This is a genomic window from Kitasatospora sp. cg17-2, from assembly GCF_054031055.1.
Map to the genome: position 1 here is coordinate 7172437 of NZ_CM132923.1, position 21592 is coordinate 7194028.

Sequence of the window (21592 nt, forward strand, 5' to 3'; positions counted from 1 at the left end):
GTCATCGCACCGCCCTCGACTGCAGTGAACGGCCGATCAGCGTGGTGCAGACCACCACGACCGAGACGGCCAGGCCGGGTGCGATCGAGATCCACCAGGCCGTCTGGAGGAAGTCCTTGCCGTCGGCGACCATCGAGCCCCAGTCGGCGTCCGGCGGGACCGGGCCCAGGCCGAGCACGCTGAGTCCGGAGCCCGAGATGATGGCGGAGCCCAGCCCGATGGAGGCCAGCACCACCAGGGGGCCGCCGACGTTCGGCAGCACGTGCCGCAGCACCGACCGCCAGGCCGGCACCCCCAGCACCCGCGCCGCCTCCACGTACTCCGAGCGCAGCACCAGCCGTGCCTGGCCGCGCACCAGCCGGGCGTAGTGGGGCACCCCGGCGACGCCGATGGCGATCGCCACGTTGACCGTGCCGCCGCCCAGCAGCGCCACCACCACCAGCGCGAGCAGCAGTTCGGGGAAGCCCAGCAGCACGTCCACCACCCGCATCAGGGCGAAGTCGACCTGCCGTCCGCCGCAGCCGGCGACCAGGCCGAGCAGCGCGCCGCCGCCCACCCCGATCAGCGTCGCGCCGACGGCGATCAGCAGCGACAGCCGGGTGCCGTGCACGAGCCGCGACCAGACGTCCCGGCCGAGCTGGTCGGTGCCCAGCCAGTGCTCGGCACCGGGCGGGCGCAGCGCCGAGGCGACGTCCGTCGCCTCGGGGGCGTGGGTGGCGAACAGCCCGGGGAAGACCAGGACGAGCGCCACCGCGGTCAGCAGGACCAGCGGGGCCAGCCCGGCCGGCGAGCGCAGCAGCCCGCCCCGGCGGGCGGCGGCCGGGGCCGGCCGGTCGACGAGGGCGGTCACGGTGCTCATGCCGGGCCTCCCTCGCGCAGCCGGGGGTCGATCAGCGGGTGGAGCACGTCCACCAGGGTGTTGATGACCACGAACGCCGCGCTGGAGATGACCACCAGGGCGCTGACCACCGGCAGGTCGCGCGAGCCGACCGCGTTGGCCAGCACCCGGCCCAGGCCCGGCCGGGTGAAGATGTTCTCCACCAGCACCGCGCCGCCGAACAGGCTGCCCAGCACGAAGCCGCCCAGCGTGGTCAGCGGCAGCAGGGCGTGCCGCAGGGTGTGCCGCAGCAGCACCGCCGTCTCGCCCAGGCCGCGCGAGCGCGCGGTCAGCACGAACGGGCGGCCGTCGGTGCTCTCCAGCTCCTGGCGGATCACCTGGGCGAGTACTCCGGCCAGCGGCAGTGCCAGCGCCAGCGTCGGCAGCACCAGCGCCGCCGGCCCGTCCGCCCCGATCGAGGGCAGCGCGTGCAGCCGGTAGGAGAACACCGTCAGCAGGATGATGCCGAGCCAGAACGACGGCATCGACACCATCAGCAGCTCGGTCAGACCGGCGGCACCGCGCACCGCCCGGCCCCGGCCGGCCGTCAGGGCGGCGGCCAGCACCGCCAGCACCAGCGCGGTGACCAGCGCGGACACCGCCAGCTCGACGGTCGGACCGAGCTGGCTGCCGAGCAGCCGCTCGATCGGCTCGTTGAGCTGGTACGACCAGCCGAGGCCGCCGCTCGCCAACTGGCCGAGCTGGCGGCCGTACTGGAGGAGCAGTGGGTCGTCCAGGCCGTTCTCGGCGATGACCTGGCCGCGCAGGGCCGGGGTCGCGGCGGCGCCCGGCCCGATCAGTCCGTCCACGATGTCGCCGGGGGCGAGGTGGAGGGCGAAGAACGTCACCGTGAGCGTCCCCCACACCACCACCAGTCCCGCCGCGAGCCGCCGGGCGACGAACCTGGCCCAGGGCGGCACGTGCCGTCGCGGCGCGAGCCGGGCGCGGTCGGACACCTCAGGCCACCTCGATGCCGTAGAAGTCCGTGTTGGCGTCGACGTCCAGGACCAGCCCGTTCACCTTGCCGTGCCGGGCGACGTCCATGGTGGCGATGTAGGCCGGGAAGGAGTACGCCTGCTCGACGATCTTCCGCTGGACCTTGCGGTACAGCTCGGTGCGCTGCGCGGCGTCCACGGTCGCCTCGGCCTGGTCCAGCCAGCCGTCGATCTCGGCGTCCTTGACCCGGCTGCCGTTCGCCCCGCCGCCCCCGAACTGGGACTTGGAGTGGTAGAGGTTGCCCAGCAGGCTCGGGTCGGAGCCCTGCCAGGCGAAGGCGAACACGTCGTAGTCGCCCTTGCCGGTGCGCCCGATGGAGCCCGCGGAGTCCAGCGGCACCAGCTTCAGTTCGATGCCGACCTGCTTCAGCGCGTCCTGCACGCCCACGTCGAAGGTGTGGTTCTGGGCCGAGACGAAGGTCTGCACGTACGGCTGCTCGGCGGTGAGGCGCTTGCCGTCCTTGGTGCGGTAGCCCTCGGCGTCCTTCCCGGTCCAGCCGGCCTCGTCCAGCAGCTTCTCCGCCTTCTCCTTGCTGTACTCCCAGGCCGGCTTGGCGAACGACGGCTCGGTGCCGGGGGTGGAGGGCGCCAGCGGCCCCCAGGCCTGCTCGTACTCGCCCTGGAAGATGCCCTTGACGATCCCGGCGAAGTCGATGGCGTGCCGGACGGCCTGCCGGGTGCGCGGGTCGTCGAACGGCGCGCGGGCGGTGTTGAGGTAGTAGGTGTAGGGGACGCCGGGGACCGCCTTGCGGACCACCTGGACGCCGTTCTGGCCGCGCAGGCCGGCCAGCCGGTTGGCCGGTATCAGCTCGGCGGCGTCGACCTGGCCGGACGTCAGCGCGCCGACCCGGGAGGCGTCCTCCTTCAGCAGCAGGACGACGATGCTCTCCAGCTTCGCCTGCCCCTGGTGGGCGGCGGTCGACGGGGCCCAGTTGTAGTCGGGCCGGCGCTTGAACACCGCCTGCTGACCCGGCGTCACCGACTCGAAGGTGAAGGGGCCGGTGCCGACGACGAACGCGCCGCCGGAGGAGAGGTCGCCCGCGTGGTCGCGCAGCGCGACGGGGGAGTGGAAGCCGAGGAAGGTGCTGCCCGTCGAGGCGAGGAACGAGGAGTGCGGGGCGGTCAGGTGGACGGCCACCGTGCGCGGGTCGACCACCTCGGTCTCCTTGTAGGGGCCGAGCAGGCCGGCCGCCCGCTTGGACGCCGTCTTCGCCGCCGTGACGTGGTCGAAGTTCGCCTTCACGGCCGCCGCGTCGAACGGGGTGCCGTCGCTGAAGGTCACGCCGGCCCGCAGGGTGAAGGTGTAGGTGAGTCCGTCGGGCGAGACCGTCCACGCGTCGGCCAGCCACGGCTTGACGGTCCCGTCCGGAGCGATCGCGACCAGCGACTCCAGCACCGGGCGCAGCAGTCGCCCGGTGACGGCGGTGGACGCCGCGTGCGGGTCCCAGCTGTCGGGTTCGACGGCGGCGCCGTAGCGCAGGGTGCCGCCGCCCTTCTTCGCGGAGGGCGGGGCGGAGGAGTCGGAGCAGGCCGTGAGGACGGCGGGGCCGAGGACGGCGGCGGCGGTCAGGGTGACCGGGAAACGGAGGAAACGGCGTCTGGTGTACATGGGTTCTTTCTCGATCCTGCGCGAGGCGGCGGAACGGTGGGCGGCGCCAGGCCCGCCCACCCCGAGGGGGAGGCACTGATGGCCCCGGCCACGGACGATGCGACGAGTCTGCTGGCTCCGTCCGGATCCGAACCCCCTGACCGTCCCCCTATGCGGGCCCTCTTCCGGGGCCCGCGGGTTTGGCGGCCGGACCCTCGCGGGTGTGCGCCGCCGGGGTGGTGCCGGTGCGCGACGTCGAAGTGGTGCGGCCGTTCCGGGGGAGCCCTCCGGAACGGCCGCACCGGGACCGTCAGATCTGCGGCACGGGGGAGTCCGCGGACTTGAGGTCCGGCTCGGGGGCGCTCTCGGCGGCGGCCGAGGGGCTGCGCAGGACGAAGGCGGCCACCAGGACGCCGATCGCCACGAACACGGCGCTGAGCCCGTAGGAGAGGTGGAAGCCGCCGGTGAGCGCGGCCACCTTGCTGTCGCCCTCGCCCAGCAGCGTCGCGGTGCGGGAGGCGGCCACCGTGGCGAGCACGGCGGTGCCGATCGAGGCGCCGACCTGCTGGGTGGTGTTCACCAGGCCGGAGGCGATGCCGGCGTCGTTGGGCGAGGTGACCGACATGGCCTGGCCGATCAGCGCGGGCATGGCCGCGCCGAAGCCGAGGCCGAGCAGGACGAACGGCGGCACGATGTCGACGAGGAAGCTTCCGTCGCTCGGCACCCGGGCCAGCAGCGCGAGCGCCGCGGCCACCAGCAGCAGGCCGACGACCAGCACCCGGCGGGGCCCGAACCTCTGGTTCAGCTTGACCGCGAAGCCCAGCGAGACGATCGCGATGGTGACCGGCGCGGGCAGGAAGGCGAGCCCGGTCTTCAGCGCGTCGTAGCCCAGCACGTTCTGGAAGTACAGCGCGGTGCAGAACTGGTAGCCGAACAGGCCGGCGACCATCAGGACCATGATGCCGTTGGCGCCGGAGACCGCCCGGGAGCGGAAGATGTGCAGCGGCAGCAGCGGCTTGGCCGCGTACGCCTGGCGGACCACGAAGCCGGCCAGCAGCGCCAGCGAGCCGGCCAGCAGGCCCAGCGTGCGGCCGTCGCCCCAGGTGTACTCCTCGGCCTTGATGATCGTGTAGACCAGCAGCATCAGACCGCCGGTGGCGAGCACCGAGCCGACCAGGTCGGCGCCCTCGCGCAGCCCCGCTCCCTTCCCGCCGGGCACCACGCTCTGCGTCAGCACGAGCGCCACCAGGCCGATCGGCACGTTGACGTAGAACACCCACGGCCAGCTGAAGCTCTGCGTCAGCACGCCGCCCAGGATCAGGCCCAGCGAGGCGCCGGCCGCGGAGACGAACGCGTACGCCGCCAGGGCCTTGCCGCGCTCGCCGGCGTCGGGGAACAGGGTGATGATCATGCCCAGGACGACGGCCGAGGCGAGCGCCCCGCCGACCCCCTGGACGAACCGGAACACCACCAGCGCCGTCGAGGAGGAGGACAGGCCGCAGGCCAGCGAGGCCACGGTGAACAGGCCCAGGCCCGCGCTGAAGACGCGGCGGCCGCCGAGCAGGTCGCCCAGCCGGCCGGAGAGCAGCAGCAGCCCGGCGAACGCGATCAGGTAGGCGTTGACCACCCAGGCCAGGCCGGACTGGGTGAAGCCGAGGTCGGTCTGGATGGTCGGGAGGGCGACGGTCACGATCGAACCGTCGAGGATGATCATCAGGTTGCCGGTGCAGAGGACCCCCAGTGCCAACCAGCGTGACCTGGAAGGCTGGAGGGACGGCGGGGCTTGCGAGGTCATCGGAGGAGTCCTTCGGGGGAATGGCCGGGGAGGGGCGCCCGGTGGCGCCCGCGCTCCCTGAGGGCACTTCTTGTTACAGCGACCATCCTGTGTGACCATCAAGTCCCACCGTAAGGAGGCACTTTCATGTTCCTGGGGAACAGCGATGTGATCGACGACCTCGACGAGGCCGGTGACCTCGACGACCCGGCTCCGGTCCGCGAGGCGTGCACCGTCCTGGAGGCGCTCAACCGGATCAGCGGCAAGTGGGCGATCGGGATCCTGCTCAACCTCAGCCACGGCCCGGTCCGCTTCACCGAACTCGAACGGTCCGTACCCGGAATCAGCCGCCGCATGCTCACCCTGACGCTGCGCAACCTCGAACGCGACGGACTGATCCGGCGCACCGTCTACGCGACCGTGCCGCCCAAGGTGGAGTACCGCGGCACCGAGATGGCCGACGAGCTCTACGCCTCCCTCAAGGGCCTCACCGCCTGGGCGGAGCGCCACCGCGACGCCATCGCCCGCTCGCGCGACTCCTACGACCGCGAGCAGGAGGCGGCGGGCACCGGGGGCCTCTGAGCCCCGGCCCTTCACCCGTCCGCTTCCGTGCGCGATCGGTGCCACCCGCAGATGGGAAGCTTGGACATGGCATGGTGTGCGTGAAGTCATCGAACGCCACTGCCCCTGAAGGAAGAGGTTGTGCATGAGCAGCGACTCGGAGTCATCTGAGAACCCGGAGGCCCCCGAGGTCGTGGAGGCTGCCGCAGCCCCTGCCCAGGGCGACGTGAAGGCCCGGTTCCTCGCCGCTCTGGAGCGCAAGCACGGTGCCAGGTCCAGTGGCGAGGCCGGCGGCCCGAACGGCAACTCGAAGATCCACGCCGCTCACGGCGCGGCGAGTGGCAAGCGCAACTTCCGCCGCAAGAGCGGCGGGTGATGATTGATCCTGGTGCACGCCGGTGATCGCCAGGTCCGGGTGCTGACCGGGCGGCCGTAACTGCGCTGCCACGCCGCATCGCCGCATCGCCGCGCCGTCGGTCACCACGGCGCCCGTGCATCTCCCCTCCCCGGCAGGTGGTCCCGGACGGCCCCGAGGGGCTCCGGGTACGTCCGGTACTCCTCAGGGTGTGGTGGTGCCGGGTGGCTGTTAGCCGGTGAAGGTCACGCCCCAGTGGCTGCCCTCGTTGGCGTAGATGTTGCCGGAGGGGCCGCTGTAGAGAGTGGCGCCGTCGCTGCGGCCGCCGCAGTTGCCCGAGGAGGACCAGGTGGTGCCTGCGGAGGAGAGCAGGGAGGCGGCCTGGGGCTGGCCGTCGTGGTTTTCGGCCTCGTCGAGGACCACCACAGCCGCGCCATGTGCGTGACCCAGGCTTCACGACGTCCGGGCAGTGGAGACTCCGTCGGTGCGCGGGACCTGCGAAGCAACGCCCTCTGTGCGGAGGGCGTCAGCCAGCCGCTGAAGCAGTTGGTCCGCTTGCTCGTCCCCCAAGGCCGTTCCGGACGTGGGCCCACCACTGGAGGGCGAGCCGCGGACACCGATCACGAGCCGGACGGCCTGCCTTGCTCGCGAGCGGCGAGCTGGGACAGCGGGATGATGACATTGCCGACACAGGCCAGCCGATCCTCGGCCTCGTCCAGCGCGTCGATAGCCACATTGACGGGCCGAGCGGTGTCGGAAGCCCGGGCGGACAGGAGGCCGAGCAGGCTCTGCAGCGGCAGCTCGCCATTGCCCGGAGCGCCGCCTAGCACGGCCAGCAGTTCTTTCACGACCACCTGGGCCGACTTGTTCCGGGCCAGGACGGCCACATCGACTGCTCCGGGTTCCGGTCGCAGCTCGTCAGCCACGCCCGCCACCACGGCCGCGTATCTCGGGTCCGCGGCGAACCCAGTGTCCGCCAGGTCACCAGTCGAGCCAGAAGGGGCCGACTTCCCGTACCCGGCAGCTCCGGTGACGACAAGGACACCCGTACCGTCTCGGACGAAGGAGACCATGCGCGCGATAATGCGCCGGCCGCAGCCTCGGTCGGTGTCCCCCGGGTTACCGTGACCGTGCCCTCGTACCAGTCGGTCTTTCCCCCGACGCCCACCCGCTTCATCCGGCTCGGCAGGACGGAGGCGGGCCCCGTCTCCCCGGACGGGCCCATTGGCGAGGAGGAAGAGGCCTTCATCCTCTCGGCGCTGGCAGCCTATGCCCCGTCAGCTGTGGAGGACGAGTTGCCCGAGGCTGGCCTGACACTTGGGGAGAATGCCCTCACACCACGGATCGTGCGCAGGATCCAGGCTGTGGACCGGAAGGTGGGCAGGGGAGTTGCGGGCCGCCCCCTGTGGTTCGTCCGTGAGGCCCATGCCTATCTGGGCCACGAGGAGATGGCCGACGCCGTGCGCGCAGAAGTCGCCGGGGTCCTGGCAGCGACAGGTGCTCGTACGGTCGTCGCCCACTCCCTCGGGAGCGTCGTGGTCTACGACTTGCTCAGCCGCGGTGAGGCCCCGGGCGTGGCACAGCTGGTCATGTGCGGGTCCCCGCTCAGCTGGCTCGCGGGCCGCAAGGGAATCCACTCGGAGGGAGAACCGCTCGCAGTCCCTGCCGGAGTGGAGTGGACGAACCTGTACGCGTCGAAGGACTTCGTGACCGGGTGCGCCGGCCTGTCCCGCCTTGCCATCGGCATCACGGACATCGAGGTGAACAACGGCAGCTTCCCCGCCTCCCACGATGTCCACCGTTACCTCGGCACGCCGGACCTGGCCAGTCTCATCCTCAAGAGTTGCACCGCCTGAGCTGCCAGGGGGCGGGCAGGCCCGGTCGACCCGGTTCCCCAGCGACCAGCCGTTCCTGGGTTCCGGCCGACGACAGGCCCTGCCACTCGCACCAGCATGTGTGGCCTGCCCCTGCCGTCCCGGAGGTGGACACTGCCGATCTCGGCACCCGCTTCGGACAAGGGAAGCAGCCACGACCCGCGCCCCGGTGCAGGGGCCACACCTGTGCCGGGGCGCGGGCCGACGCGTCGTCCAGGCCGAGCAGCTCGGCACTGCCGCCGTCGGCGCGCAGCAGGCCGAACCGGATGCCGGGCGATCAGTCGGCCTGCTGCGAGAGGACGGCCGCTGCTGCCTTCTTCTCGGGCTCGGACGCCTTCTTGTCCCTGAGGTTATTGGTGATGATCTTAGGGATCAGCGAGGTGTTGAGCTCGAGCGACCTCAAGGTGTAGACGTCGCTCCCGCCCTCATGGCCGGTGACGATGTCGAGGCCGAGTTCCCGCAGTTCCCGGGTGCGGCGCTCGGCGTGGACAGAGTCCCTGGTGACCACGCGCAGGAGGGCCGCACTCACTGGCCGCCCGAGCCTCCGCAGAAGCATCGAGAACAGTTCCTCGTGGGTGCGGCTGCCGTAGGGCACGGTGAGATAGCGCTCCGGGATCCGCTCCCCGTACTCCTCCGTCATCCGCGCGGCGAGCTGCGCACGGAGGTCCTTGAAGGTGTCGCACTCTGCGGGCAGGCTGGTCCGTACGAGCGCCTGCATGGACTCGGCCAGCAGACGCTTCGCGTACAGGTAGGCGTCGAGGAGGTTCTGGGGATCGGCCTCGGCATCGTCCTTCTCCAGCAGGGCCAGGACGCCCCCGACCGCATGGGCGGTGTCCGGCTTGAGCCGGTACCAGTCGGCGGTGGGGTCGGAGTGGTCGTCGGTCACGTTCAGGAAGTCCTATCGTTTCGCCGCAGCCGTGATCGAGCTGTCGGGTGGGTAGCGGAGGATGTGCATATCCTCCCCGGCGTCCTCGACCGCTTCGAGGTCGTCGAGCCATTCACGGAGGAACTGCTCGCCCTCCTGGTCCGCGCGGTTGGCCCGCATGAACCTGACCTCGCTGCCGATCGTCACCCTGGGGTCGTGAGCAGCGCGGCCCCGGGTGCTGAGCGAGTCCTGCAGGCTCAGGCCTGCGGCGAACCGGCGGATGTCGGAGACGAAGTCGAGGACGACAACCTTCTCCTTGCCGGGGGCCAGGCGGAGTCCGCGGCCGAGTTGCTGGACGAAGATCCGGCGGCTGTGGGTGACCCGCTGGAAGACCACGATGTTGACGTCCGGGACATCCACGCCCTCGTTGAGGATGTCGACAGCGCACAGGATGCCGGTGCGGCCGTCGGCGAAGTCCCATAGGAGGCGGTTCCGGGCGGCTGCGCCTACCGCCCTGCCCTCCGCTGTCCGGGAGGCGATCACCTCAGCGCTGGTGAACCCGAGCGCGTTGATCCGGCCAGCCATCCGCTCGGCGTGGTCGATGGTCCCGCAGAAGACGATGCCCCGCGGGTTCGGCTGGTCGGCCCAAGCCTCGGCCAGGCGGTCGACGACCGCGTCGTCCCACTCGTCGATGAAGACGGTCCGGTTGATCCCCCGGGGGGTAAGCGCGGGGGCGGCCCCGGCGAGCCCGGCTGCCAGCGCGTCCCAGTCGATGTTGTCGGTGAACATCCGGTAGTCGACATTGGCGAGGTAGCCCTCGCGGAGTCCGCGCACCATGTCGATGTCCACGACGGGGAAGTCGAACCAGGCGTGCAGGGGCTTCCCGTCGGGCCGCCAGGGTGTCGCGGTCATTCCGAGAAGGAACGCGCCGCCCTCGGCTGCCGACAGCTCGCCGAGTACGGCATTGTAGGCGGTGATTCCGAGGTGGTGGCACTCGTCGACGACGACCAGGCCGAACTCAGGCAGGTCGCGCCCGGCTTCCACGGCGGTGGCGACACTGTCCACGCAGGCGAACACGACGTCCAGGTCGTTGAGCGCCTCCTTGTCCGGGCGCTCGTAGCCGTTCCACACTCCGGTCGCTGCTGAGGCCGGCAGCAAGGGCCAGAACGCACGCTCGAGCTGGTAAACGAGCTCGTTCCGGTGTGCGAGGACCAGCGTCTTCGTCCCAGGCCGCAGAGCGCGAGCCCGCCGGTGGAATTCGGCGGCTACGAAGGTCTTGCCGAGTCCGGTCGCGAGGACGACGAGTGCGCTCCGGGAACCGTTCACCAGCTCGTTCATCAGCCCGTCCACAGCCCGCTCCTGGTAGGAGCGGAGCTGGAAGCGGTCCGGGTCCTGCAGTGCCGGCGGCGTGTCCGGGACGCGCTGCGCTTGCTTCCGGAGTGTGTGCCGGTCCCACAGCTGCAGAGGTATCCCCCTCACAGCAAGCTGCTCCTGCTGGGCCCGGACCGAGGCCTCGAAGCCGTTCAGGCTGACGACGACCGGGATTTCCGCGTCGTAGCGCCGACAGGCATCGATGGTCTGGGCGACGACCTCGGGCCCTACCGGAGACCGCCACCGCTTCATCTGGAACAGCCAGCGTCGGCCGTTGAGGCTGCCGATCACGTCCGCTCCACCGTCGCCGGTGGCTCCTGCCAGCTGTACCCCGGAGTACCCGCGCGCCATGATGAGGCGCTGCACGGTCCGCTCGAAGGACTGCCAGCCCGTCCCGGCCAGGTTGAGGTCGGTGACGATGCGCTGGGTCATGCGAGCTTCCCGACCAGGAAGTCGACGGCGGCCCGCGCACGGACGACGATGAGCCGCTCGGGCTGGTCGTAGCGGAGGTATGAGGCGCAGTCCTCGAGGCAGCGCAGGTACTTGACGCGGAGGTCCTCCTGGAGCTTTCGCGCGATCAGGGGACCCGCCTCGCTCTCACTGGGCCACGGGTCCTCCCAGACCAGTCCGTTGAACCAGCCCTCGGCGTGGCGGCCGAAGAAGGCGCTGACCGTGTCGCGGTCGCAGTAGCGGAGGTAGCCACCGGTGGCCTTGAGACGTCCGAGCTCCGCAAGGTCGGCACCGGACTTGATCATCGACTCGGCGAGTGAAAGCTGCTGCTGCTCGTCGAGCTCGTCGTAGAAGCGGTCCGCGTGAGGCGCCTTGAGGATCCGCTCCGTGATCTGGTCGAACAGCGACTTGATGTCGTTCCGGACGCCGTCGGCGCTGTCCGTCACTGCGTCCCCCCAGCCCTTCTTGAGGACTTCCGCAGTCAGCACTGCGGCAGTGTGCCCGGGCCGGCCCTGGAGGTTGCGGTGGAGGGAGTGGAGGAACTGGGCGACCTCGGTAGCGACCAGGAACTCCGGCCGCAGCCCCATCGCCGTGAACACCGCGTGGGTCGGGTCGATGTAGACGGTGATCTGCCGGGTGTCCGCACTGGTGACGAGCGGAACCCCGGTCTGCCCGAAGGCCGGGAGGATCGGCCGGTGCGTCGCACGTACCCGGATGTCCAGCGGGCTGCTCGTCCTCCCGTCCGCCAGCACGACAGCCAACTGGTCCGCGCTGAGCTCCTCGGCGTCTGCTGATGCGGAGCTCAGGGCTGCGGGGCTGGCCGGGTGGGGCGCGTCTTTGACGTGCCCGCACCTCTCGCAGCGCTCCGTCCCCGCCTTGTTCTCCTGGGTGCAGAACGTGCACTTCCAAGGAAGCTGGACTTTGGGCACCTGGGATGTACCACAGTGCGGGCACACCGTGGCGGAGCGCAGGATCTGCTTGCCGCACCCGGCGTCCAGGCACGGCTTTCCGTCGAGCACTTCACCGCAGCCCCCGCACTCCTCGGCCGTCGGCGTGTTCTGGAAGGCGCACTCCTGGCACTCGGGAAGAACCTGGATCGGCGGCTCCGCAGCCGTCTCGACGAGCTCCCACCACTTCGCGTCGTCGTAGTAGCCCGGTGCGCGGTTGAGGAAGCGCTGGTAGTACTCCTCCTCGACATTTCGGGGGATCCGGTCGGCTTTGCCCTTGGCCGGGTTGTACTTCCCCATGTACAGGTCGCCGCGGCCGAAGTTGCGAACCTTCCGGTAGCCCTGGAAGAGCAGCGACACCGGCGAGTCGTTCACCTGGCCATCGGTCCAGTTGTTAGGCAGCAGCGAACCCCCGCGCAGGAACCCGATGGCCTCCTGCCACTCGTCGGAGGCCAGCTGGAAGTGCTGCTTCTGAAAGTCGACCGGTACCTGGTCGAGGTGGACCTCGCCGACGATCCGGCCGTACTGCTGGTCCACCGGGTACTCGCGCTCGACGCGCCCGGTGGTCTCGTCGGAGAACTCGAAGAACGCTGCCTTCTCCGCCTGGCGGATGGCCCGTCCGTTCCGGATCAGGTCGATCCCGAAGTCGTTCTGGTCGTCGAAGCGCTGGATCCCTACCCAGCCGTGCACTCGGTGGCTTATCTCTCGGCTCTCCCTGCCACCGCACCGGGGGCAGGCGTCGTGCTCGCCGAAGTCAGTGCCGTCGTGGAGACAGCGCCGCGCACTGCTGATGACCTGGTCGAATCTGATCTGGGCGGGGATCTTGCCGTATGCCTTCCGCTCGACGAAGCGATCCCCCGACCACACGCAGTGCTCGAAGGCCTGGCAGCGGTCGTTGTTGACCGTGATCACCACCGGGTTGGCCGCGCCCGGCCGCAGCAGGGTGGCGTACCGCCGTCCCAGTCGGCTGCGAAGCGTCTTCTTCGGCATTCTCGCGAGTTCGCGGATGAAGCCGCTGTTGGCGTCCCCGTCCGGCCACCAGTCCCGGATCTCCACGACTGTCCCGTGGCGCAGGCCCTGCGGCTTCTCTATCTGCTCGGCCCGCGCGGTGAAGGTCTGGGACTGCATGAGCTCAGGCAGGTCGAGCGTGACCTGGACCGCGTGGCCGTCCTCTTCGCGCGCGGAGATCACCCGTGTGATGCGCCCGAGCTTTCCGGTGGCGATGTTGAATCCCATGCCGAACAGGCCCAGGGTGTCGTAGTGGTTCTTGGAGGTGTAGCCGGCTCGCATCGAATCGGCGATCTGCTCCTCGGTGAGGCCCGGCCCGGTGTCCCGGACGCGGATCATCCCCTCACCCCGCGCGACCTCGGCGGACCCCGGGACCTCGATGATCACCTGGCGGACCACGGAGGGGGAACCCGAGATGGCAGCGGTCCGGAAGGAGTCGACGGCATTGTCGATGAGCTCGCTGAGCGCGTCGATCGGAAGGATCGGGGTGCGTGTGAGCGCCACGAGTACCTTGGGGTCGGGGGTGATGTCGATCGGCTTGTGCGCCATCTCTGGTCGGCTCCGTGTCCAAAATTCGAGTAGGGTCCGCCTCGTCGGCGAATCGGCCCTCGACGGGCCGTTCGCACGGGAACCAGCGGTCAGGCCTTCGGCTGCACCTGGCGCGCGGCAAGCCGTTGCAGCGGCAGACGGTCGGTCTCGCCGGCATCCTGCACCAGCTGGACGAACCAGGGAGCCACCCAGGTATCGCTACGGTACGGCCACTCGCCCTGGGTGAGCGCGGTCCCCGGATGCCACTCCGGAGCGGGCCTGACCTCTGACCGGACTGCGGCGCAGAGCTCCACGACGGGCTCGTCATCATCGGGCACACGGAATCCGAGCTCGGCAGTCACTCCGATCAGCCACCACTGGAAGTGCCGACGCCGTTCCGACTCCGCGAGCTGCCTCACCGTACGGGTCGTGAGGCCCGCCGCGCGGTAGGCCGCCAAGGCCAAGCCGTCAGGCGGTGTGATGACGTGGGCGTTGTCATCCGTCACCGAAGAGTCCTTCTCGGCGCTGCGCTGCGCCACTGCGCCCGCCGCCCGGTCGATCTCGTCGTAGGTGGCGGTGGTGAGCTCCGTGCCCAGGGCGAGGAACTCATCGATGCCCTTGAAGAACTGTCCCGGCTGTTCAATGCGGAGCTCGGCGCCTGTCCGCTGCCGCAGCTCCTCGAAGAGCTGCGGCCACGGGCGCTTCCCGCCCTTGCCGTCGAGCTCCTCGTACCAGTCCTTCTTCGAGTCAGCGGACACCAGCAGTACCCGTTCCACCTTCGGGTCGACCGCCTTGTCCAGGATTTCGGCCCAGATGAGGTAGTCGCCGACCCGGTCCAGGGGCTTCCCCTTCTTCCCGTCGTCGGCGAATCCTGGGGGGATCTCGTTCGGGAACCGGAAGGACAGGGCCTCCTCCAGTCGACGCCGCACCACCGCGTATTCCGTCGGCGGGGCAAGGCGGTCCCCGAAGAGTGCCGCCACCTCCGGCAGGACGGGATCGTCCGACTCGACAGCAGCAGGCAGGAGGTCGTGGCCGGACTTCAGCTGCTTGGCATGGTGCTTCAGGAGGACTTGCCATTCGGCCAGCAACGCCTTGACGGTCGCCTGGTTTATCGTCTCGTCCAGACCGCTCTGTGCAGCGTCGTCATTGGCGTACTTCTTCAGAAGCTGCTTGACGTGCGCGCTGGCAGCCAGCACCGATTTGTAGGCCTGCTGCAAGTGGCGGTCGATGACGACCGGTGCATCGCCGAGCTCCTTGCTCCGCTCGATAATCACGCGGCGCCGACCCCGTACAAACTCCTGCCCGACCTGGTAGGGCAGCCATAGGCGCTCGGAGATCTGTGACAGGACCGACAGGACCTGGTTTCGTACGGCTGGGTTGTACTCGTACAGGCTCAGGAGCACGTTGGTGTCGAGCACGACGAGAGCGTCCTCGAAGAACGCCTTCCGGTCCGCTGCTCCCACACCGCCGTCGGGGAGGATCCAGGATCGGAACTGCTCCACCAGCGGCAGGTCTGCCTGGCCCACGATTCCTTGCTCCCTCCCCAGCTCCGGGCTCACCATCCTGTCGAGGCCAGCGGAACCCGTCAAGGCGCAATTACGGAGCGGAGTCGCCAAAACAGTCCTTGCCCGTCCCACACCCATGTGCGGCGGGTCCTCTGCACCCAGTGCGGCTTCGCCCCGGAAGCACCGGACCGGGCGCCGAGCCTCGGCTCGGCGCCCGGCATTGACCTGGAGCGCCTGAGTGCGGCGTTTTGGGTTGTGTCAGTGGTGTCGCCTACGCTTCTGGTTCTGTCGGCGACATCTGCCGCAGGGCGCCCGCAAGCACCCGGCCCGAATACCGGGCGCGTGCCGACGGGGTGTCGCCAGAAGCGGCTGCAAAGTAGACGGCGGCCGCTGGCAGAGGAACACGTCGGCGTCTGCTTCGACTGCGGCGCCACCGAGAGGAGGTCTCATGGCACCTGAGCGCCTTGAGGTGGTAGAGATCTGCGCCGGCGCGGGCGGGCAGTCCCTCGGCCTGCACAATGCCGGATTCACGCACAGGCTCGCCCTGGAGCTCGACCAGAACGCCGCGACAACCCTCCGCCACAACCTCGCCCGGCTCCTGGAAGCCGAGGGAATGAGTCGCGAGGAGGCCGAGCTCGAGGTGGCGGCCGTCGTCAAGGTCGGGGACGTTGCAGATCCGTCGCTCTGGGACCCCAGTGCGCACAAGGACGTCGACCTTCTCGCCGGGGGTGTGCCCTGCCCGCCCTTCAGTATCGCCGGCAACCAGCTGGGTGCGACGGACGAGCGGGACCTGTTCGCTTGGGCAGTGCACCTCTGCAGGGACATCCGGCCGAAGGCGTTGCTCCTGGAGAACGTCAAGGGCCTGAGCGGCAACCGGTTCTCCGCCTACCGCCAGCACATCCTCGAACTCCTCCACGAAGCCGGGTACGTCGGCGAATGGCGCCTGCTGGAGGCCCACCAGTTCGGCGTCTCCCAGCTTCGGCCGAGGTTCGTCCTGGTAGCCCTGCAGAAGGAGTTCGCCGAGTACTTCCACTGGCCCGAGTCCGCCAAGGACTCGGCCCCCACCGTGGGCGAGCTGCTCAAGGACCTCATGGGAGCCAACGGCTGGGCCGAAGAGCACGTGGAGGCGTGGGCGAAGAAGGCCTCTGCCATTGCGCCCACTATCGTCGGAGGCTCCAAGAAGCATGGTGGGGCCGACCTCGGCCCCACCCGGGCCAAGGCTGCCTGGCGTGAGCTGGGGGTCGACGCAATGGGCGTCGCGGATTCTGCTCCGGGCCCCGACACGGACGGCGACCACCTCCCGAAACTCACCACCGCCATGGTTGCCCGCATCCAGGGCTGGTACGGCACGGACTACTACTGGGAGTTCCAGGGCCGTAAGACCACCGTCTACCGCCAGATCGGCAACGCCTTCCCGCCGCCCGTCGCGGAGGCGCTCGGCAGGGCGATCTCCAGTGCCCTGCACAAGGAGAAGAAGCGCCCCGACTCGGTCGAATGGGACCGCCCGGACCTCGATCCGGTCTACCTGCTGCTCCGGCACCACCCGGACAAGGCCCTCACCGCCCAGAAGATTGCCGACCTCATCGCCAAGTCCGGCAGGAAGAAGCTCCCGCTGCCCGAGATCGAGCGGCGCATCGCCCACATCGAGCGTGACTTCCACGTGGAGAAGACGGCCCGGAGCAACGGAGAGCTGGCGTACCAGCTCGGTGAGTTCAAGGCCTTCATCGGCCAGCAGGAGCACTCCCGCCACGACTACTTCGCCCAGCACCGCGGGAAGGTCAGCTGACAATCCTGCCTGCGCGCCGCTGCTGGACCTGGTCCACAACCGTCGGTGCGCAGGCTTCTGCGGACTCGTGCTCCCAGAAACGCAGCACGAGCCAGCCCTCGGCCGCGAGCCGAGCGTCGGTGTCCCGGTCCCGCTGGACGTTGCGGCCGATTTTCTCCCGCCAGTAGTCCGGGTTCGTCTTGGGCGGGACGAAGTGATCCGGGCACCCGTGCCAGAAGCAGCCGTCGACGAACACGGCGACCTGGGTCGGCCGGAACACTAGGTCGGCACTGCGTCGCATGCCCTGCAGGGGCTTCGCGGCTACGCGGTACCGAAGTCCAGCCGCATGGACGAGTCGCCGCAGAGCGAGCTCCGGCCGGGTGTCCCGGCTGCGGTTCCCCACCATGCTTCGCCGGTTGGCCGCCGACGACGCCCAGGACCCAGGCGGTGGGGTCCATTCCTGCGGCATCTCCTCTGGCGTGCCACTGGCCACGACACTGGCTCCTGTCATTCGGGAGGACCGGCACGTCCGCCATCGACGCGACGCCGCCAGAGTCCCCGCCATTGCTCCTCTGTCAGACGGCAACCAGCCTAGTAGGGCTTGGCCGGCTCGACATGTGATGCAGTCCTTGGCAGCGTTTTGCAGGCCTCTCAGTGGCGCCCGCAACTGCGTGCAGTGGGCCCGTGCGGTGGGCGGCTCGGCCGACTGGCTGTTCGACCTCTTCTGCGGACCGCACTTCGCCCTGCTGGGCGTCGACTGTCCCCTGCCGCCGGCCCCTGCGGAGGTGCGGCCGGGCGGATCCAGGACCGCACCACCCGCGAACGGTACGGCCGGGGAATGTTCCTGGCCCGCCCGGACGGGTACATCGGTCTGGCCATGTACGACCCGGCCGACGTGGGCACCTACGGCGACGGTGGGAGCCACGACGCTCGATCGTCTGCGGGTTCCCGCCGGTCGGTGATCGCGCCGGAGGAGCCGCAGGTGAGCCGGGGCGCGCCGGGTTCAGCGGCGGCCCAGCACCTCGGCGAGGCGGCTGACCCCGTCCGCGCCGTGGCCGAGGGCGACGGTCCGGCGGACCAGGCCCTCGGCCGCGCGCATCACCCCGGACTCGATGCCGTGCGACTCCGCGGTGTGCACGACGTGGGCCATGCTGGAGACCGCCGAGGTGAGCGGGTTGACCGCGCCCGAGTAGCTGCCGCTGTCGAAGTCCTCGGCGAACTCGGTGAACAGCGGGGGCAGGATCGCGCCGATCCCCTGGGCGAACGGCGCCAGCTCCCGCCCGCTGATCCCCTCCGCACCGGCCAGCGCCAGCGCGTGCACGTACCCGGCCATCGCGGTCCAGAAGATGTCCAGCAGCGCGAGGTCGAAGCCGGCCGCCCGGCCGATCTCCTCGCCGAGGTGGGTGTGGGTGCCGCCGAGCAGCGCCAGCACCGGCGCGAACCGCCCGTAGAGCTCGGCCGGCCCGCTGTGCAGGAAGACCGCCGCCGGTGTGCCGATGCTCGGGGCCGGCGTCATGACGGCGCCGTCCAGGTACTCGACGCCGTGCTCCGCCGCCCACGCGGCCGTGGACCGGGCCCGGTCCGGCGAGTCGGCGGTCAGGTTGACCACCGCCCGGCCCTTGAGCGCGGCCTCGACCTCCGCACGGCGCAGGACGGCGTCCGAGGCGTCGTAGTTCACCACGCAGACGACCGTCAGCGCGCTCGCGGCCACGGCCTCCTCGGCGGTGGCCGCGCTCACCGCGCCCCGGGCGACCAGCGCCGCGTCCCGGCCCGGGGTGCGGTTCCAGACCGTGGTGCGGACACCGGCGTCCACGAAGGCGCCGGCCAGGGCGCGTCCCATCGGCCCGAGGCCGAGCACGGTGACGGTCGGGAGGGGGTGGTTGGTGGGCATACGGCATCTCCTGTAGACATGGTGGTGGACAACGACGAGCCCGGGGGGAACGCATGACGCGCGGTCAGGCGGCGAAGCTGAACGTGTGCGGGGTGACCGCCGTCGTCGCCGTGATCGACGGCAAGTGGAAGACGTCCCTGCTCTGGCTGCTGGAGGCCGGCCCGCACCGCCCGGCCGAGCTCCGCCGACGCCTTCCCGGCCTCAGCGAGAAGGTCCTCACCCAGGCCCTGCGCGAGATGGAGTCCGACGGCCTGGTGCACCGCGAGGTGCACGACGTCCTTCCGCTGAAGACGGTCTACTCCCTGACCGACTTCGGCCGCCGGCTCTCCGTCGCCCTCGGCCCGGTCTCCGACCTGGGCCACGAGCGCCTCGACCGCATGGCGGCCGAGCAGGCCGAGCAGGCCGGCCGGGTCGAGCCGTCGGCCTCCTGATCCGCTGTTCTTCCCTCCCGTGCTCCGGGTGCCAAGTCTCGTCGCGCCGCACGCCGTTGCCCAGTACGCACAAAAAGGTGGCTACCGCGTCGGCGGGCGGCCGCGCCCACCGATCGGGAACGAGGGACCGTGAACGGTCCGCCGAACGACGGGGTGCGCCGGGTGCCGGGGCCCGGGCCTCCGCCGGTGCGGTCAGCCGGCCTCCGCGTGGGCGTGCTCCAGGGCGAGCGCGGTGTGGTGCAGGTCCTCGTGCTCGACCACCTCGTCCAGGATCACGGTGGTCACGCCGAGCGCGAGGTAGCGGCGGAGCATCGCGCCGACCTCGGCGTAGGTGCCGACCAGGTACGGGCAGAAGGTGCGGTAGGCCCGGAACGGGTAGAGCCAGTAGACGCCGTTCGGCTGGTGGGAGCGGAGGGCGTCGCGGGAGAGCTTCAGGTGCCAGTGCGACTCGATCCGGCCGACGGCCCACTCGTGGAGCTTCTCGCCGGAGGCGTCGGAGGGGAAGCGCTCGTCGGCGATCCGCCAGGCCTCGGCGGCGTCGTCGCGGGCGATGACACCGAGGCGTATGCCGCAGCCGGCGAGCGGCCGGTCGCCCTGGTAGCTGTCGATCTGGTGGGGGTAGGACAGCCGGCCGACGTCGAGCACCCGGGCGGCGTCGCGGCAGTCGTCGGAGGCCCCGGAGACGAAGAGGCCCGGGGCCAGGGCCGGATCGGCCGGCGGGCTGAGGGTGGCGGCGTCCAGGGCGTAGTACTTGCCGGTGTACGTCACCGCCGTCGGGGCCGCCGTCAGCTGCCTGATGACCTCGCCGTACTCGACCAGCCGGTCGTAGCGCTCCCGGTGCCCCAGCTCGCAGCCCAGCTCGCTCAGGTGCTTGGAGAACCCGCCGGTGACCAGGTTCAGGTCGACCTGCCGCCCGTAGAGGAACGCCAGGGTGCTGATCGTCTTGGCGACCGCGAACGGGTGGGTGTCCAGCGGGTTGACGGCGACCAGGGGGACGAAGCGCTCGGTGTTGTCGACGGCGATCTGCGCCGCCGCCCAGGCGTCGACGAGGGTGTTGTCGGTGTAGATCAGTGCGCCCCGGAAGCCCGCCTGCTCCGTCCAGCGGGCCACGTCGACGACCCGGCGGCGGTACTCCTGCGGTGTGCGGTCGTGCCAGGAGGGCATCGTGGTGTAGACGGTCAGCACGGTTGGTGTCCTCTCTCGGACGGTCGGGGGGCCAGGGCGTTCGGGGCGTTCAGGGTGCTCAGGGCCGGGTGAGCGCGGCGTGCTCGGCGACGAGCTTCGCCACGACGGCGCGGTCGGTCTTGCCGTTCGGGTTGAGCGGCAGGGACTCCAGGTGCAGGAACACGTTCGGCACCAGGTGGACCGGCAGGCCCGCGGCGAGGGTGCGGCGGAGGTCGGCCTCGCGGGCCGGCTCGCCGGTGTAGCAGGCCATCAGCTCGGTGCTGTCGCCCTGCCGGACCGGTACCACGACGGCCTCCCGGATGCCGGGGCGGCGGCGCAGCAGGGTCTCGAACTCGCCGAGCTCGACCCGGTAGCCGCGGATCTTGACCTGGTTGTCGAGGCGGCCGAGGTGGACCAGGGTGCCGTCGTCCTCGGTGCGGACCCGGTCGCCGGTCCGGTAGTAGCGCTCCTCGCCCGGCGCGCCGTCGTTCGCGCCGTCGTCCGCGCCGTCGCCCGCCCCGAGGAAGCGGTCGGTGTCGTCGCGCGGGTCCAGGTAGCCGTCGAAGCGCTGCGGACCCCGGACGCACAGCTCGCCGTCCTCGGTGACGGTGTGGTCCAGGCCCGGGAAGAGGGTGCCGATCGGCACCGTGTCGTTCACCGTCTCCGGCCAGTCCCCGCGCTCGGCCGGCAGCCGGAACTCCGTGCACGCCAGGGTCAGTTCGGTCGGGCCGTAGATGTTCGTCAGGACCGATCCGGGGGCGAACGCGTGCCACTCCTCGGCCTGCGCGTAGGTGAACTGCTCGCCGCAGAACACGCTGTGGCGCAGCCCGGCGCCCCGGCCGTCGGGCAGCCCGCCGAGCCCGGCGGCGGCCGAGACCGCGGACGGCACCGAGAACCAGTGCGTGAGCCTCCTGTTGACCGCGTACTCGACGGGGCTCAGCAGTTCGGCCGCGTCGGGCACCACCAGCGTCGCACCGCCGGCCCAGGTGACGAAGAGGTCGTACACCGAGAGGTCGAAGGTCAGGTCGAAGGTGTGCGAGGTGCGGCAGCCCGGACCGACCTCGAAGCGGGGGACGGCGTGCTCCAGGAAGGCCAGGACGTTGCGGTGCCGGATCGGCACACCCTTGGGCCGCCCGGTGGAGCCGGAGGTGAACAGCAGGTAGGCGATGTCCTCGGGGTCGGTGGACGGCGCCGGCAGCGAGCCGTCCGGGCGGGCGGCCAGGAGCTCCCGGTCGGTGAGCGCCAGCACGGGCCGGACCGGCCGGGTGCCGGCGGGGCAGTGTTCGAGCCACTGCTGCCCGGCCGCGTCCGCGATGATCACATCGACGTCGGCCAGCTCGCAGATGGCGGTGTTGCGCCGGGGCGGGTACTTGAGGTTCAGCGGCACGACCTGCGCGCCCAGGCGCTGCGCCGCGAGGTAGCCGCCGTAGGCGACCCCGCTGCGCGAGGCCAGCAGGGCCACCGAGCGGACCCGGCCGTGTTCGGCGGTGAGGCGCTCGGCCAGGGCCTCGGCCGCGCGCTCCAGTTCGGCGTAGCCGATCGAGGAGGTGGCCAGTTCGACGGCCGGCAGCTCGGGGTGGCGCCGCGCGGTGGCGGCGAAGACCTCGTGGAGGGTGCGGGGGGTACGGGTGCGGTCTTCCATG

General features: G+C 70.7%; 19 protein-coding genes. 5 read left to right on the top strand and 14 right to left on the bottom strand.

The features are described from left to right. Position 1: 1 nt before the first annotated feature. The 4 genes from ACW14Y_RS30230 to ACW14Y_RS30245 all read right to left on the bottom strand — a co-directional run bounded on the left by ACW14Y_RS30230 (position 2) and on the right by ACW14Y_RS30245 (position 5207). Positions 2 to 859, bottom strand: a complete 858-nt coding sequence (locus ACW14Y_RS30230) for an ABC transporter permease (protein ID WP_456984022.1) — start codon at positions 857 to 859, stop codon at positions 2 to 4. Continuing rightward, the gene (locus ACW14Y_RS30235) at positions 856 to 1833 is read right to left on the bottom strand and encodes an ABC transporter permease (RefSeq protein WP_380389332.1); all 978 of its coding nucleotides are present in this window, start codon (positions 1831 to 1833) and stop codon (positions 856 to 858) included. Before ACW14Y_RS30235 ends, ACW14Y_RS30230 begins: the two co-directional genes overlap by 4 nt. Before the next feature lies 1 nt (position 1834). Next, positions 1835 to 3481, bottom strand: a complete 1647-nt coding sequence (locus ACW14Y_RS30240; protein WP_456984024.1) for an ABC transporter substrate-binding protein — start codon at positions 3479 to 3481, stop codon at positions 1835 to 1837. 289 nt (positions 3482 to 3770) lie between these two features. Continuing rightward, on the bottom strand, positions 3771 to 5207 hold the full coding sequence (locus tag ACW14Y_RS30245; protein WP_456984025.1) for an MFS transporter: 1437 nt from the start codon (positions 5205 to 5207) through the stop codon (positions 3771 to 3773). Between the two features lie 174 nt (positions 5208 to 5381). On the opposite strand from ACW14Y_RS30245, the gene ACW14Y_RS30250 reads away from it, so the two are divergent. After that, complete coding sequence (locus ACW14Y_RS30250) at positions 5382 to 5816, top strand: winged helix-turn-helix transcriptional regulator (RefSeq protein ID WP_380306797.1); 435 nt, start codon at positions 5382 to 5384, stop codon at positions 5814 to 5816. Between the two features lie 124 nt (positions 5817 to 5940). Continuing rightward, a complete protein-coding gene (locus ACW14Y_RS30255) occupies positions 5941 to 6171 on the top strand; it encodes a DUF5302 domain-containing protein (RefSeq protein ID WP_456984027.1) in 231 nt (76 codons plus the stop codon). A 210-nt stretch (positions 6172 to 6381) separates the two neighbouring features. Here ACW14Y_RS30255 and ACW14Y_RS30260 read toward each other — a convergent pair whose 3' ends face one another. Together ACW14Y_RS30260 and ACW14Y_RS30265 are read right to left on the bottom strand one after the other, a co-directional pair. Next, on the bottom strand, positions 6382 to 6576 hold the full coding sequence (locus ACW14Y_RS30260) for a hypothetical protein (RefSeq protein WP_456984029.1): 195 nt from the start codon (positions 6574 to 6576) through the stop codon (positions 6382 to 6384). Between the two features lie 194 nt (positions 6577 to 6770). After that, on the bottom strand, positions 6771 to 7076 hold the full coding sequence (locus ACW14Y_RS30265) for a hypothetical protein (RefSeq protein ID WP_456984031.1): 306 nt from the start codon (positions 7074 to 7076) through the stop codon (positions 6771 to 6773). Positions 7077 to 7280: 204 nt separating this feature from the next. Between ACW14Y_RS30265 and ACW14Y_RS30270 the strand changes: the two genes are divergently transcribed. After that, positions 7281 to 8006 (top strand): esterase/lipase family protein, encoded by a 726-nt coding sequence (locus ACW14Y_RS30270; protein ID WP_456984032.1) that lies wholly within the window; start codon positions 7281 to 7283, stop codon positions 8004 to 8006. Positions 8007 to 8301: 295 nt separating this feature from the next. Here the strand turns inward: ACW14Y_RS30270 and ACW14Y_RS30275 are convergent, their stop codons facing one another. The 4 genes from ACW14Y_RS30275 to ACW14Y_RS30290 all read right to left on the bottom strand — a co-directional run bounded on the left by ACW14Y_RS30275 (position 8302) and on the right by ACW14Y_RS30290 (position 14719). Next, the gene (locus tag ACW14Y_RS30275) at positions 8302 to 8910 is read right to left on the bottom strand and encodes a hypothetical protein (RefSeq protein WP_456984034.1); all 609 of its coding nucleotides are present in this window, start codon (positions 8908 to 8910) and stop codon (positions 8302 to 8304) included. Positions 8911 to 8922: 12 nt separating this feature from the next. After that, positions 8923 to 10692: a DEAD/DEAH box helicase family protein gene (locus tag ACW14Y_RS30280; RefSeq protein ID WP_456984035.1), complete on the bottom strand. Its 1770-nt coding sequence runs from the start codon at positions 10690 to 10692 to the stop codon at positions 8923 to 8925. After that, positions 10689 to 13214, bottom strand: coding sequence for an ATP-binding protein (locus tag ACW14Y_RS30285; protein WP_456984036.1), 2526 nt, complete (start codon positions 13212 to 13214; stop codon positions 10689 to 10691). The genes ACW14Y_RS30280 and ACW14Y_RS30285 overlap by 4 nt, the downstream gene beginning before the upstream one ends. A gap of 89 nt (positions 13215 to 13303) precedes the next feature. Continuing rightward, positions 13304 to 14719, bottom strand: coding sequence for a PIN-like domain-containing protein (locus ACW14Y_RS30290; RefSeq protein WP_456984038.1), 1416 nt, complete (start codon positions 14717 to 14719; stop codon positions 13304 to 13306). Between the two features lie 427 nt (positions 14720 to 15146). Here ACW14Y_RS30290 and ACW14Y_RS30295 point away from each other — a divergent pair, with 427 nt between their 5' ends. Further along, complete coding sequence (locus ACW14Y_RS30295) at positions 15147 to 16484, top strand: DNA cytosine methyltransferase (RefSeq protein WP_456984040.1); 1338 nt, start codon at positions 15147 to 15149, stop codon at positions 16482 to 16484. Here the strand turns inward: ACW14Y_RS30295 and ACW14Y_RS30300 are convergent. Together ACW14Y_RS30300 and ACW14Y_RS30305 are read right to left on the bottom strand one after the other, a co-directional pair. Then, entirely contained in the window at positions 16477 to 16974 is a 498-nt protein-coding gene (locus ACW14Y_RS30300; protein WP_456984041.1) for a very short patch repair endonuclease, read from the bottom strand. The two genes, ACW14Y_RS30295 and ACW14Y_RS30300, sit on opposite strands and share 8 nt — an antisense overlap. A gap of 492 nt (positions 16975 to 17466) precedes the next feature. After that, the gene (locus tag ACW14Y_RS30305; protein ID WP_380389326.1) at positions 17467 to 18354 is read right to left on the bottom strand and encodes an NAD(P)-dependent oxidoreductase; all 888 of its coding nucleotides are present in this window, start codon (positions 18352 to 18354) and stop codon (positions 17467 to 17469) included. A gap of 53 nt (positions 18355 to 18407) precedes the next feature. Between ACW14Y_RS30305 and ACW14Y_RS30310 the strand changes: the two genes are divergently transcribed. Next, a complete protein-coding gene (locus ACW14Y_RS30310; RefSeq protein ID WP_380306801.1) occupies positions 18408 to 18785 on the top strand; it encodes a winged helix-turn-helix transcriptional regulator in 378 nt (125 codons plus the stop codon). Between the two features lie 192 nt (positions 18786 to 18977). On the opposite strand, the gene ACW14Y_RS30315 is transcribed toward ACW14Y_RS30310, so the two are convergent. Beyond that, on the bottom strand, positions 18978 to 19970 hold the full coding sequence (locus ACW14Y_RS30315; RefSeq protein ID WP_380389324.1) for an LLM class flavin-dependent oxidoreductase: 993 nt from the start codon (positions 19968 to 19970) through the stop codon (positions 18978 to 18980). A gap of 58 nt (positions 19971 to 20028) precedes the next feature. Beyond that, positions 20029 to 21591: an AMP-binding protein gene (locus ACW14Y_RS30320; protein WP_456984042.1), complete on the bottom strand. Its 1563-nt coding sequence runs from the start codon at positions 21589 to 21591 to the stop codon at positions 20029 to 20031. Position 21592: the final 1 nt, after the last annotated feature.